Below are 12,869 nucleotides of genomic sequence, written 5' to 3' on the forward strand. Positions count from 1 at the left end.
GGCCGCGGGCGGTGGTCGCGTGAGCGGGCTGCACATCCCGATCGGCACGCCCGACGGCTCGCGCACCGAGCACGCCGAGAACCTCCTCGCGCCCAACCCGTCGATCATGACTCTCGACGGCACCAACACGTGGGTCGTCGGCGGCGCGGACGAGGTGGCCGTCGTCGACCCGGGCCCCGACGACGAGCGTCACCTGCTCCGGGTCCGTGACCGCCTGGGGGAGCGCAGGGTGAGCGAGATCCTGCTCACCCACGGGCACGTCGACCACAGCGGCGGCGCCCGGCGCTTCGCCGAGCTGGTCGGCGCCCCCGTGCGCGCCCTCGACCCGCGCCACCGGCTGGGCGGCGAGGGGCTGGCCGACGGTGACGTGGTGACGGCCGGGGGCGTGGAGATCCACGTGTACGGCACGCCGGGGCACTCGTTCGACTCGCTGTGCTTCTGGCTGCCGGCCGACCGGGCGATGCTCACCGGCGACACCGTGCTCGGGCGGGGCACCACCGTCATCGCCGAGGACGGCGGCCTGGGGGACTACCTGCGCAGCCTCGACCGTCTCCGGGCGACGGCCGAGAGCCTGGAGGCGCGGGCGCTGCTGCCCGGCCACGGCCCGGTGCTGCCCGACCCGATCGCCGCGCTCGACGGCTACATCGCCCACCGGCGCGAGCGACTGGACCAGATCCGGGCGGCGATGGCGCAGGGCGCGCGCACGTCGCGCGCCATCGTCGAGATCGTGTACGCGGACGTGGACCGCTCGCTCTGGCCCGCCGCAGAGATGTCGGTCCGAGCCCAGCTCGACTACCTGGAGCAGCCCACCTGACACCCCAAGGGGTCTTGCCGGGGCGGCCCTCAGGTTGCGAGAGCAGCCGTTTTGCTGGAGCGGCCGTTTCGGCTATCTGGAGCGGTTGTAGAGGCGGTCCATGTCGAGGATGACCACGGCCTTGGCCTCGATGCGCAGCCAGCCGCGCTGCGCGAAGTCGGCCAGCGCCTTGTTGACGGTCTCGCGGGAGGCGCCGACGAGCTGGGCCAGCTCCTCCTGCGTGAGGTCGTGGTGGACGCGCAGGCCGTCCTCGGTCTTGGTGCCGAACCGCTCGGCGAGGTCGAGGAGCTGCTTGGCCACCCGTCCGGGCACGTCGGTGAACACCAGGTCGGCCAGCACGTCGTTGGTGCGGCGCAGCCGCTGCGCCAGGGCGCGCAGCAGGTGGAGCGCCACCTCCGGACGGCCGGTCAGCCAGGGGCGCAGGTCGTCGTGGCCGAGCCCGGCCAGCCGCACCTCGGTCAGGGCCGTGGCGCTGGCCGTACGCGGCCGGGGGTCGAACAGCGACAACTCGCCGAACATCTCGCTGGGACCCAGCACGCTGAGCAGGTTCTCGCGGCCGTCGGGCGACTGGCGCGAGAGCTTGATCTTGCCTTCGAGGACGACGTAGAGCCGGTCGCCCGTCTCGCCCTCGTGGAAGAGGGTCTGCCCCTTCGACAGCTGGACCTCGGTGATGCTCGTGCGCAGCGCCGCTGCGCTCTCGCGGTCGAGCGCGGCGAACAGGGGGGCCTTGCCCAGCACATCTTCGGTGTTCACTCTGCCTCCTCTGCTGCCATTGTGACGCACCCCACTGAAGGCGCCGCACATAGGCTAGGGGAATGCCCCAAGAGTCAAGGCTCGCCCTCGTCCGTCGTGCCCGCAGGATGAATCGCATCCTTGCGGAAACCTACCCCGACGCACATTGCGAGCTCGACTTCGGTACCCCGCTTGAGCTGCTGGTAGCGACGATCCTGTCCGCTCAGTGCACGGACAAACGGGTCAACATGGTGACTCCCATCCTCTTTGCGAAGTATCCCACTGTTGAGGACTACGCCGCTGCAGACCCATCCGAGATGGAAGAAATCATCCGCTCGACCGGGTTCTTCCGGGCCAAGACCAACAGCATCATCGGCATGGCCAAGGCCGTGACCGAGCGCTACCGGGGCGAGGTGCCCGGCAAGCTGAAGGACCTGGTCACGCTGCCCGGCGTCGGCCGCAAGACCGCCAACGTCGTGCTCGGCAACGCCTTCGGCGTGCCCGGCCTGACCGTGGACACGCACTTCCAGCGGCTCGTACGCCGGTTCGGCTGGACCGACGAGACCGACCCGGTCAAGATCGAGCACTTCGTGGGCGAGCTGATCCCCAAGCGGGAGTGGACGGTGTTCTCCCACCGGCTCATCTGGCACGGGCGCCGCATCTGCCACGCCCGCCGTCCGGCCTGCGGGGTGTGCCCGCTCGCCGCGCTCTGCCCCTCGTACGGCGCCGGCCCGACCGACGCCGCCCAGGCGGCCAAGCTCGTCCGCCCCGGCCCCTTCTCGTGACCGGCCCCATCGACGAGGCCGTCCCGATCGACGGGGACGGGAAGTCTCGCGGAGGGCGGCGTGTTGGAGATGGCGTGATCGTGGTCCCCGACTGGCTCGACAGACTGGCCGCGCAGGCCGTACGGATCCCCGTCCCCGAAGGGCTGCGCCCGCCCGAGCGAGGCGGTCGCCCGGCCGCGGTGCTGCTGCTCTTCGGCGAGGGCCCGCTGGGCCCCGACGTGCTGCTCATCCAGCGCAGCACCCGCGGGCGCAGGCACGCGGGCCAGCCGGCCTTCCCCGGCGGCGGGGTGGACCCCGGCGACGGCGGCCCCGTCGGCGCCGCCCTGCGCGAGGCGGCCGAGGAGACCGGCCTCGAACCGTCCGGGGTGACCGTGCTGTGCTCCATGCCCGAGCTGTACGTCTGGCGCAGCGACAACCGCGTCACCCCCGTCGTCGGCTGGTGGCACGAGCCCTCCGCCGTCCACGCGGCCTCGCCCGACGAGGTGGACTCGGTGGAGCGGGTGCCGATCGCCGAGCTCGTCGATCCCGGCAACCGGTTCACGCTGCGGCATCCACGCGGTTTCGCCGGGCCGGCGTTCCGGGTGCGCGGGATGCTCGTGTGGGGGTTCACCGCGATGGTGCTGGACGCGGTGCTGCGCGAGGCCGGGCTGGAACGGCCCTGGGACCCCGGCCGGGTGGAGCCCATGCCGCCCGACGTCCTCGCCCGCGGCTGACGTCCTGAGCGTGGCTGGAGGGCTCTGGGGAACGGACGTCCTGAGAGCGGCTGGAGGCCCTGGGGAAGGGACGTCCTAGACGTCCTCGCCCATCGCGAGGGCGACGCCCAGGGCGGCCCAGGCGGCCACGTCCGCGTCGCCGTCCGCCGCGAGCACCCGCAGCGCGTCCAGACCCGCCTGGTCCGGCGGGTCGCCCAGCACGTGCTGGAGCGCGTACGCGGCGCCGTACCTCACCCTGGCGTCGGCGTGACCGGAGAGGTCGATCACCGACGGCAGGGCGCGCGGGTCGGCGAGGTGCCCGAAGGCGATGAGCACCGAGTAGAGCAGCATCGGGTCGTCCTCGCCCGCCGCGAGGCGGCGCAGCACCGGAAGGGCCCGGTCGGCGAACGGCCGCAGCATGCCCATGACGTCGACGCCCAGCAGGCGCTCCTTGACCGTGCCCGCCTCGCACAGCCGCCTGGCCTCGACGAACGACTCCAGGTCGGCCCGCTGCCACAGCTCGGAGATCACGTGCCACCGCAGCGGCCCGTCGGGGTCGGCGTCGGAGAGAGCCGTCTCGACCAGGCCGCGGACGGTTCCCTCCAACGGCGGCATAACGCTCAAGGTAGTCAGGAGGGGACGCTGCGCTCCGGCAAGACGTGCACACTTGACCCTATCGCTGGTTACCTTTGAAGCGTGCGCGGTGATCTGCTCGACCTCATCCTGATCGGCCTTGTGATCGCCTTTGGCGTGTCGGGTTACCGGCAGGGGTTCATCATCGGCGCCATGAGCTTCGTGGGCTTCGTCGGCGGGGCCGTGCTGGGCGTGTTCATCGCGCCGCCCATCTCCAAGGCCGTGGTCGACGGCGACACCCCGCAGGCCCTGCTCGCGATCGTCATCGTGTTCCTGTCGGCCACGATCGGGCAGTTCGCCTCCTCGACGATCGGTGCGGTCGTGCGCAGCCACGTCACCTGGGAGCCGGCCAAGGTGGCCGACGCCGTCGGCGGCACGTTCGCCAGCGCCCTGTCGGTGCTGGTGATCGCCTGGCTGATCGGCTCGCTGGTCGTCTCCACGTCGTTCTCGCTGCTGGTCGAGCAGGTCAAGAGCTCCATGCTGCTGACCACCGTCGACGAGGCCATCCCGCAGGCCGCCCGCAACTGGCAGCAGCCGTTCAAGAAGTTCATCGACCGTTCGGAGTTCCCGCCGGTCTTCGACGCGATCGGCGCCGGGCAGATCATCGACGTCCCGCCCGCGCCGCGCAGCATCCTCAAGGGCGCCGGGCTCAGCCGCGCCCAGCGGGCCATCGTCAAGGTCCAGGGCAACGCCGAGAGCTGCAACAAGCACATCGAGGGCACCGGCTTCGTCTACGCCAGGGACCGCATCATGACCAACGCGCACGTCGTGGCCGGCGTGACGCGCGACCTGACGGTCATCGACTCCGCCAACCGGCGCCGCTCCGCCACCGTGGTGCGCTACAACCCGCAGCGCGACATCGCCATCCTGTACGTGCCCGGCCTGGGCCTGCCCCAGCTTCCGTTCGAGGGCGAGGCCGACAAGGGCGACAACGCCATCATCGCCGGCTTCCCCAAGGGGCAGGGCTTCACCGCCGAGCCGGCCCGTATCCGCAGCCGCCTCGAAGCCGAGGGGCCCGACATCTACCGCGCCAACAACGTCACCCGGCAGGTCTACGCGATCCGCGGCAAGGTGCTGCCCGGCAACTCGGGCGGGCCGCTGCTCACGGTCGACGGCAAGGTGTACGGCGTGATCTTCGCCGCCGCCGTCAGCCAGGAGGACACCGGCTACGTGCTGACCGCCGCCGAGGTGAGGCCCGACGCCGACCAGGGCCGCAACGACACCACGCCCGCCGGCACCCAGGAGTGCGACTAGGGGCTCTCCACCGGCAGGTCGTCCATGATGGTCTTGATCGCCTGCTCGGGGTCGGCGTCGGGGCCCAGGGCCGAGGCGCTGCGGCCCACCGCGTCGTACGGCTCGCCGTACGACTGCACGCGGGCGGCGCCCCGGTCGAACAACGTCAGGGCGCCGCGACCGTTGCCGCGCTGGAGGTGCGTCAGGCCCACGCAGATCTGCGCCAGCCCCTGCCACAGCTCCCGCTCCTGCTCGGGCGCGCACTTCCAGCGGCCCTCGAACACCTCGTGCGCGTTGAACGGCAGGCCCTCGCCCAGGAATCGACGGCCGTCGGCCAGCGCCTGCTCGGTCGTGGGGGCGTAGTCGTCGGGCACGCGCGGCATGCCGGGCGAGCCGTACGGCAGCGGCCTGCCGTAGGCGTCGCGCGGCCTGGCGTTGCGCGGCCTGCCCTCGGGATCGCGATCTCTCATCGGTCGGGCTCCGGATCCGACAGCCAGCCCAGCAGCTCGGCGTCGAACAGGTCGGGGGTCTCCTCATGGGGGAAGTGGCCGGCGCCTTCGAGCAGCTTCCACCGATAGGGGGCGGCCACGTAGCGGCTCGACCCCTGGGCGGTGCGCGGCAGGAGGCACGTGTCGAGCGCGCCGTGGAGCTGGAGGGTCGGCGCCTCGATCTCGGTGCGCATCACGCGGGCGTAGCGCCGCCCGTCGGGACGGAGCTGGGAGCGGCCGAACCAGCGGTGGTACTCCAGCGCGCAGTGGGCGACCGTGGGGATGCCGAACGCCTCGCGGTAGACACCGGCCGTCTCGGCGTCGGGCCAGCCCGGCCCGGACCACTCGTCGAGCAGCCTGCCGACCATGGCCGCGCCCTTGCGGGTCAGCCGGTGCTCGGGCAGGAACGGCAACTGGAAGCTGAGGCGGTGGCTGCTGGCCCGGAGCTGGCCGAACGGGTCGGTGAGCAGGGCGCCGCGCAGCCGTACGGGATGGGGGGCGGAGACCGTCACCAGGCGGCGCACGCACTTGGCGTCGAGCACGGCCATCGTCCAGGCGAGCAGCCCGCCCCAGTCGTGACCGACCACGATCGCGCCCGTCTCGCCCAGCGCCCGGATCAGGCCCGTCGCGTCGGCCGCCAGCGTCGGCAGGTCGTAGCCGCGCGGCGGCTTGTCGCTGCCCCCGTAGCCGCGCAGGTCCACCGCGACCGCCCGGTAGCCCGCCTCGGGCAGCGAGCGCAGCTGGCGCCGCCACGTCCACCAGAACTGCGGGAAGCCGTGCAGCAGCAGCACCAGCGGCCCGTCGCCCGCCTCCACGACGTGGAAGCGGGTGCCGCCCGCGTGGACCTGCCGGTGCTTCCAGGGGCCCTCGATGTGGACGGCGGACTCGTCAGGTGCCATCGCGGCTCACCGGCTCCCGGTGCAGCCCGACCTGGCCGGCCGACGCCTCGGTGGTGGCCGCGGGGACGGCCTCCGCCTCCTCGGGCGAGGCGATCTCCTTGAGCCCCTTGATCGAGCGGGCGGTGCGCTTCATCCCGGCCAGCCCCTTGAGCCGGCGGACGCCGATGAAGACCAGCAGTGCCGCGACCAGCAGGTAGAACACGGTCACGATGAGGAAGGACAACCAGTCGGGCAGCCAGTGCGACAGCGCGTACGCGATCGTGAACGAGGCCAGGATCAGGCACAGGTGCGCCATGAACGCGGCGGCGGCGAACAGGCCGCCGGCCGTGCCGACCCGCTTGGCGTCGAACCTGAACTCGGCCTTGGCCAGCTCGATCTCGGAACGGACCAGGGTCGAGATGTGGTTGCTCGCCTGGGCGACCAGCGAGCCCAGGGATTCTTCCTCGGGAGTCTGCGGCATGAACGTCTCCTATCGAGGCCTGGTGGCCGTGTCAAACATCATCCAGCGCTTTGCCCCGGTTGCGGCCCCGTACGCGATGCTTGTGGGCCCGTACGAGGAGCGCCGCTTGCGTCCCTGCTTGCGGTACCTGTACGAGGCGGCTACGCCGAAGCGGCGCCGCCGGACGGGCGGACCCGCTGGTGACGGTTCTTACCCAATCGGAGACGATAACGCCGCGGGTGGCGGCCCGGCTCGGCCGGGGCTGCGGACCTTGATGACGGCGGACCCGGACGGCTGGACGGCGGGCGGGCCGGGGGAGACGGCAAAGGGCCACCGATCTCTCGAAATTTCGGGATCGGCGGCCCTTTGGGGTGTTTTCGGGTCAGTCCTCGGACTTGGCGCTGGGGAGCTTCTCCGAGATGAGGTTCATCACCGTGCTGTCGGCCAGGGTGGTGACGTCGCCGATGCTGCGGTTCTCGGCCACGTCACGCAGCAGGCGCCGCATGATCTTGCCGGACCGGGTCTTGGGCAGCTCGGGCACCACCAGGATCTGCCGCGGCTTGGCGATCGGACCGAGCGTCTTGGCCACGTGGCCGCGCAGCTCGGCGGCGATGTCGTCGCTCTCCTCGGCGCTGCCCCGCAGGATCACGAACGACACGATGGCCTGCCCCGTCACCGGGTCGGTCGCGCCCACCACGGCGGCCTCGGCCACCTTCGGGTGGCTGACCAGCGCGCTCTCCACCTCGGTGGTGGAGATGTTGTGGCCGGAGACCAGCATGACGTCGTCGACCCGGCCGAGCAGCCACAGGTCGCCGTCCTCGTCCTTCTTCGCGCCGTCGCCGGGGAAGTACATGCCCTCGAACCGGCTCCAGTACGTGTCGATGTAGCGCTGGTCGTCGCCCCAGATCGTGCGCAGCATCGACGGCCACGGCTCACGCACCGCGAGGAATCCGCCGCCGCCGTTCGGGACGCTGTTGCCCTGGTCGTCCACCACGTCGGCGACGATGCCCGGCAGCGGGCGCATCGCGGCGCCCGGCTTGCTGTGCGTCACGCCGGGCAGCGGGCTGATCATGATGGCGCCCGTCTCGGTCTGCCACCACGTGTCGACCACCGGGCAGCGCTCGTGCCCGATGTGCTCGCGGTACCAGACGTACGCCTCGGGGTTGATCGGCTCGCCCACGGAGCCGAGGATCCGCAGGCTGGACATGTCGAACTTGGCGGGGATGTCGTCGCCCCACTTCATGAACGTCCGGATCGCCGTCGGGGCGGTGTAGAGCAGCGTGACCTTGTACTTCTGGACGATCTCCCACCACCGGCCGCGGTGCGGGGTGTCGGGAGTGCCCTCGTACATCACGCTCGTGGCGCCGTTGGCCAGCGGGCCGTACACGATGTAGGAGTGCCCGGTGACCCAGCCGATGTCGGCGGTGCACCAGTAGATGTCGTTGTCGGGCTTGAGGTCGAACACCGCGTCGTGCGTCCACGCGGTCTGGGTCAGGTACCCGCCCGTGGTGTGCAGGATGCCCTTCGGCTTACCGGTCGTGCCGCTGGTGTAGAGGATGTAGAGCGGGTGCTCGGAGTCGTGCGCCTGCGCGGTGTGCTGGTCGCTCTGCCGGTCGACCACGTCGTGCCACCACAGGTCGCGCTCGTTCACGGCGACCTCCTGGCCCGTACGGCGTACGACCAGGACGTGCTCGACCTGCGGGCACTCGGCGACGGCCTCGTCCACGGTCGGCTTGAGCGCGCTCGGCGCGCCGCGACGGTAGCCGCCGTCGGAGGTGATGACCAGCTTGGCGTCGGCGTCGTCGATGCGGCTCTTCAGCGCGCCGGCGGAGAAGCCGCCGAACACCACCGAGTGGATCGCGCCGATCCGCGCGCACGCGAGCATCGCGATCGGCAGCTCGGGGATCATCGGCATGTAGATCGCCACCCGGTCGCCCTTGGCGACGCCCAGCTCCTGCAGCGCGTTGGCGGCCTTGGAGACCTCGCGCTGGAGGTCGGCGTAGGTCAGGACCCGGGTGTCGCCCTCGGGCTCGCCCTCCCAGTAGTAGGCGACCTTGTCGCCGCGGCCCTCCTCCACGTGGCGGTCCACGCAGTTGTAGGCGACGTTCAGCTCGCCGCCGAGGAACCACTTGGCGAACGGCGGGTTCCACTCCAGCGTGGTGTCCCAGCGCTTGGCCCAGGTCAGCCGGTCGGCGGCGCCCTCCCAGAAGGCCAGACGGTCGGCGGCGGCCTCTCCGTACGCCGCCTCGGTCACGTTCGCGGCGGCCGCCAGGTCGGCTGGGGGCGCGAACCGGCGGTTCTCCTGCAGGAGGTTCGACAGCGCCTGGGGCTCGGTGCCAGGGGTCTCCGGGGCCACCTCGTGCTCCTTCTATGGCCAGGTTGTTAGGTCGTGTCCCACTTCACCAGCTCACGGGGTGCGCACACAAGAGGTCTAGACAGGTCTGTACCAAGAGGGAGGAAGTGCGGCGTGATTATCGGAAATGCATGGCAAAAGCTATTGAAACGTTGCCACTTCGAAATGGAACAAAGCTGGAGGGGGCCGAATGGCGGCGGTTTATGGGCCCCTCGGCGGGCCGTGCGGCCGGGTGCCGTATTCCGGGGGTTGGCCCGTGGAGCAGGTAGTACTCACGGGTAAGGTCTGGTTCCGTGAGTGACCCACTGGCCGTCATCGCGCGGCTCCCCGGCGTCCCCGAGGCGGTGGAGGAGGCCCGGCGGGCCGTAGACCTCCTGTACCGGCACCGCGTGCTGCGCCGTGCCAGCCCGACGGTGTCCGCGGAGTCGTCGCTGCGCGGCGCGCGGGCCTCGGCGGCGATCGAGGGCGTGGACGTGCCGCTCGACGCGCTGCGCCGGGACGAGGTCCCCGACCCGGTCGTGCAGGGGGCGCTGCGGGCGTCGGCCGAGCTGGGGCGGCTGGGGCCGACCTGGCGGCAGGCGCCGCGGCAGGTCCTGGCCCGGCTGCACACGGTGGCCGCCGCGGGGCTGACCGACGCCGCGAGCCTGGGCCGCCCGCGCACCGACACCCCGGACCTGGCGCCTGGGACTTTCTCCGCGCGTACGGGCTCGTCGGACTCATCGAACTTGTCGGGCTCTTCGGGCTCTTCGCGTACGGGCATGACCTCGCGGAGTTCCGAGACGCACGGGGCACCGGGCGAACCGGCCCGCACGGATGAGCCTGCCCGCACGGATGAGCCTGTGACGGCGGATGGGCCCTCCCTGACTGGTGGGACATTCCTGGCTGGTGGGCCCTCCCCGGCTGGTGGGCCCTCCCCGGCTGGTGGGCCCGCACTGGCGGATGAGCCGGCCTCGGGGGACGACCCCTTCGGCCTCGGCCCGGCGCCGGGCGCGAAGGAGACCGGCGTCCGGATGGAGGGCCTGTTCGAGCTGCTGGCGACGCCGACGAAGGCGCCCGCGATCGTCCTGGCGGCGGTGGTGCACGCCGAGCTGGCCGTCCTGCGCCCGTTCGGCACGGCGGACGGCTTGGTGGCGCGGGCCGCGGAACGGCTGACGCTGGTGGAGTACGGACTGGACCCGAAGTCGCTGGTGGCCGTCGAGGTTGGGCACCTGGAGCTGCCGTACGCGGAGGGGCTGCGCGCCTATCTGACGGGGACGAGCGAGGGTGTGGCGCAGTGGGTACAGCAGTGTGCCTCCGCGGTAACCCTCGGCGTACGTGAGGCGACCGCCGTCTGCGAGGCCCTGCAGCGCGGCTGACCTCGGGCGCGCCCGCGCCGACGCTCTCAGGCGTGCCTACGCGGAGAGTGACCTCACGGGAGCCGCGGCGGCCGCAGACATAGCGGACGGCGTCTCGGATGAGACGCCGTCTGCCGGTACGTCACGCTGGGTTACCAAGCGTGCACCTCTATTCGTCGGGTCGGGTCAAGCCCGCCTCGACGCGCCTCCCGCGGCTGGTCGCGCGTGGGTGCCCAGCTGGCGCACCCGGACAAGTGGTCCGTGTCACCTTTGTACGTCGGATCCGACCTGATGGGAACCCCTTGGAACAAGAGCTTTGCCAAGTCCGTGAAGGCGCTTCCGAGGGAACGGCCATACCCGCCGGTTACCAATCCGTGACGATCACTTAGCGTGATCGTCTTTATGTGATCGTTATGCTGGATCGAAAAAAACTTGGCGAAAATGCGAGTTTGCTCCTCGACGTAACTCGAGTCGATCGGGCAGCATACGGAGGTATCGCAGAAACTGGAGTGAGTGTGCACGGGATTGCTTTGCGAGTCCCTTGCCATGCTCCGGTCATGTGATGAAAGCTTTCTTCTGAAACGGGACCGGCTCTACCCCCCCGGAGCCGGACCGATCAGGCGACCCCCGCTCTCCCCCCCCGGCGGGGGTCGCCCCTTTTCCCGCTGCCTCGCCTCCGGATGCAGGGGCGGATCGCCTCTGACTTGTGACCGGTCGCCCGCACCTCGTGCGGCGAGGTACCGACACCCGGGTCTCCACACGATCGCGACGCATCCGTGCTCGCCGGCATGCACAAGCTCCGCATACGACCTGGGGCCGTCCACAACCCGAGCCGAGCATCCGAGAGGGCGCTCGGCGCTGCTCCGCCAATGTCCTGAGCGCCGGCGCTCGGAGAGCTCCCACGAGGCGTGCCGGCTCGCCTCCGTCGTCGGGCTCCCGCACGGCCATCCGTCCCGGCACGACGCCGTAGCAGCGCCGCGCGTCCCCCGGCACGCAGGCCGTCGCCCGGAACATCCCGGTCCCACCTACGCTGACCTCTGCCAGGACGCCCCCTTCGGCCAGCGCGGTCCCCTGGGGACAGGCACGTCCACCCGCGGCCGCGCCATTTCCGCCTTCGGCCAGTACGGCATGCGAGCGGCCAGTACGGCACGCGCCCGTCCACCCCGGAACGCGTGGCGGACGCCTACTCCAAGACGGCTGCCTGACGACGGCTGCGAGTACCGAAGTAGTCATCCACAACCTCGTCCCGTCCCCTCACCGCCGTCCACAGAACCACGTTCGCCCCCACCCCCCATCCCCCCTCCCCACCAAGGTGGACCTCCCGACCCAAGGGAGGCCCCGATGCACCGCCCACTGGTCATCACCGAGGACCGCGACCTCCTCGACGACCTCGTCCGCATAGCCGCCGCAGCAGGCGCGCAACTGGACGTCGCCCATGCCCCCGCCCACGCCCGCCCCCTCTGGAACCCCGCTCCGCTGGTGCTCGTGGGAGACGACCTGGCCGACGCGGTGGCCGCCGCCTCCCCGCCTGCCAGAGACCGCGTGCTGCTGGTCGTCCAAGAACCTGACGACCCGGACAAGTGGCGCAAGTGTGTGGCAGTGGGCGCCCAGGCGGTCGTGGCCCTGCCCGCGGGTGAACGCCGCCTGGTGGAAGAGCTCGCCGACGCGATGGAGCCGGAGCCGCGCGCCGGAAGGGTCCTGTGCGTGATCGGCGGCAGGGGAGGCGCGGGGGCGAGTGTCCTGTCCTCCTGCCTGGCACTCAGGGCTTCCCGGGAACGCCTGCGCACACTCCTGGTCGACGCCGACCCTCTGGGTGGCGGCATAGACGCCCTGCTCGGTCACGAGGAGACACGAGGGGCCCGCTGGACCGACCTCGTGGCCCGGGAGGGCCGGGTGAGCTCGACGGCCCTTCAGGCGGCGCTACCGGCGTTCGGAGAGCTCAGCGTGCTCTCGTTCCCCCGCGACGAGGTCCGGCGCATCCCGGCCCAGGCGATGCGCTCCGTCCTCGAAGCCGGCCACCGAGGCTTCGACCTCGTCGTCGTGGATCTGCCCCGCCACATCGACCCGGCCGCCGCCGAGGCCCTGGCCAGGGCGAGCACCACCCTCCTGGTGGTCACGGCCGACGTCCGGGGCGTGCTCGCCGCCGCCCGGGTGCTTGAGGAAACGACCCGCCACGCGGCCGACGTCCGCGCCGTGATCCGCCCAGGCGTCCTGGAGGAGGAGGTCATCACCGCCTCGCTCCACATCCCCGTGGCCGGCCGCCTTCCCGACCAGCCCCGCCTGACCGCCACCCTCAACCACGGCGAGCTCCCGAAGCTCGGCCCGCGCACGCCCTTGGGCACCGCGTGCGCCGCCCTCCTCAACGACCTTCTCCCCGCGTGACCAGCCCACGCTCCACAACGGGCGACCAACCAACGTGCCGGCCCAGCGAACGCCGCCCGTCACGCCACATGACCACGGTGGCGCA

The 12,869-nt window shown here is 71.5% G+C and carries 12 protein-coding genes and 1 pseudogene; 7 read left to right on the top strand and 6 right to left on the bottom strand.

Annotated elements, in window-relative coordinates:
- The first annotated feature begins 19 nt into the window (after positions 1 to 19).
- Positions 20 to 814: an MBL fold metallo-hydrolase gene (locus HTZ77_RS19405; protein WP_175591028.1), complete on the top strand. Its 795-nt coding sequence runs from the start codon at positions 20 to 22 to the stop codon at positions 812 to 814.
- 72 nt (positions 815 to 886) lie between these two features.
- Here HTZ77_RS19405 and HTZ77_RS19410 read toward each other — a convergent pair whose 3' ends face one another.
- Positions 887 to 1,567: a Crp/Fnr family transcriptional regulator gene (locus HTZ77_RS19410; protein WP_312888605.1), complete on the bottom strand. Its 681-nt coding sequence runs from the start codon at positions 1,565 to 1,567 to the stop codon at positions 887 to 889.
- A gap of 62 nt (positions 1,568 to 1,629) precedes the next feature.
- On the opposite strand from HTZ77_RS19410, the gene nth reads away from it, so the two are divergent.
- Together nth and HTZ77_RS19420 are read left to right on the top strand one after the other, a co-directional pair.
- Positions 1,630 to 2,331: an endonuclease III gene (nth, locus tag HTZ77_RS19415; protein ID WP_175591030.1), complete on the top strand. Its 702-nt coding sequence runs from the start codon at positions 1,630 to 1,632 to the stop codon at positions 2,329 to 2,331.
- A gap of 74 nt (positions 2,332 to 2,405) precedes the next feature.
- Positions 2,406 to 3,044 (top strand): NUDIX hydrolase, encoded by a 639-nt coding sequence (locus HTZ77_RS19420; RefSeq protein WP_328808657.1) that lies wholly within the window; start codon positions 2,406 to 2,408, stop codon positions 3,042 to 3,044.
- Between the two features lie 75 nt (positions 3,045 to 3,119).
- Here the strand turns inward: HTZ77_RS19420 and HTZ77_RS19425 are convergent, their stop codons facing one another.
- On the bottom strand, positions 3,120 to 3,638 hold the full coding sequence (locus HTZ77_RS19425) for a HEAT repeat domain-containing protein (RefSeq protein WP_175591031.1): 519 nt from the start codon (positions 3,636 to 3,638) through the stop codon (positions 3,120 to 3,122).
- 81 nt (positions 3,639 to 3,719) lie between these two features.
- Between HTZ77_RS19425 and HTZ77_RS19430 the strand changes: the two genes are divergently transcribed.
- The gene (locus HTZ77_RS19430) at positions 3,720 to 4,910 is read left to right on the top strand and encodes a MarP family serine protease (RefSeq protein WP_175591032.1); all 1,191 of its coding nucleotides are present in this window, start codon (positions 3,720 to 3,722) and stop codon (positions 4,908 to 4,910) included.
- On the opposite strand, the gene HTZ77_RS19435 is transcribed toward HTZ77_RS19430, so the two are convergent.
- The 4 genes from HTZ77_RS19435 to acs all read right to left on the bottom strand — a co-directional run bounded on the left by HTZ77_RS19435 (position 4,907) and on the right by acs (position 9,071).
- Positions 4,907 to 5,359 (bottom strand): DUF309 domain-containing protein, encoded by a 453-nt coding sequence (locus HTZ77_RS19435; RefSeq protein ID WP_175591033.1) that lies wholly within the window; start codon positions 5,357 to 5,359, stop codon positions 4,907 to 4,909. The two genes, HTZ77_RS19430 and HTZ77_RS19435, sit on opposite strands and share 4 nt — an antisense overlap.
- A complete protein-coding gene (locus HTZ77_RS19440) occupies positions 5,356 to 6,276 on the bottom strand; it encodes an alpha/beta fold hydrolase (RefSeq protein WP_175591034.1) in 921 nt (306 codons plus the stop codon). Before HTZ77_RS19440 ends, HTZ77_RS19435 begins: the two co-directional genes overlap by 4 nt.
- On the bottom strand, positions 6,266 to 6,736 hold the full coding sequence (locus HTZ77_RS19445; protein WP_175591035.1) for a phage holin family protein: 471 nt from the start codon (positions 6,734 to 6,736) through the stop codon (positions 6,266 to 6,268). Before HTZ77_RS19445 ends, HTZ77_RS19440 begins: the two co-directional genes overlap by 11 nt.
- 361 nt (positions 6,737 to 7,097) lie before the next feature.
- Positions 7,098 to 9,071, bottom strand: a complete 1,974-nt coding sequence (gene acs / locus HTZ77_RS19450; RefSeq protein ID WP_175591036.1) for an acetate--CoA ligase — start codon at positions 9,069 to 9,071, stop codon at positions 7,098 to 7,100.
- Between the two features lie 290 nt (positions 9,072 to 9,361).
- Here acs and HTZ77_RS48740 point away from each other — a divergent pair.
- From HTZ77_RS48740 to ssd, 3 genes and pseudogenes are all read left to right on the top strand, one after another.
- A pseudogene (locus HTZ77_RS48740) lies at positions 9,362 to 9,727 on the top strand (oxidoreductase); the annotation flags it as partial.
- A complete protein-coding gene (locus HTZ77_RS46320) occupies positions 9,713 to 10,423 on the top strand; it encodes a Fic family protein (protein WP_407940525.1) in 711 nt (236 codons plus the stop codon). The pseudogene HTZ77_RS48740 and the gene HTZ77_RS46320, both read left to right, overlap by 15 nt.
- Before the next feature lie 1,320 nt (positions 10,424 to 11,743).
- Entirely contained in the window at positions 11,744 to 12,784 is a 1,041-nt protein-coding gene (gene ssd, locus HTZ77_RS19460) for a septum site-determining protein Ssd (protein ID WP_175591038.1), read from the top strand.
- Positions 12,785 to 12,869 lie beyond the last annotated feature (85 nt).

The sequence above is a fragment of the Nonomuraea montanisoli genome (assembly GCF_013363975.1).
Classification (GTDB): domain Bacteria; phylum Actinomycetota; class Actinomycetes; order Streptosporangiales; family Streptosporangiaceae; genus Nonomuraea; species Nonomuraea montanisoli.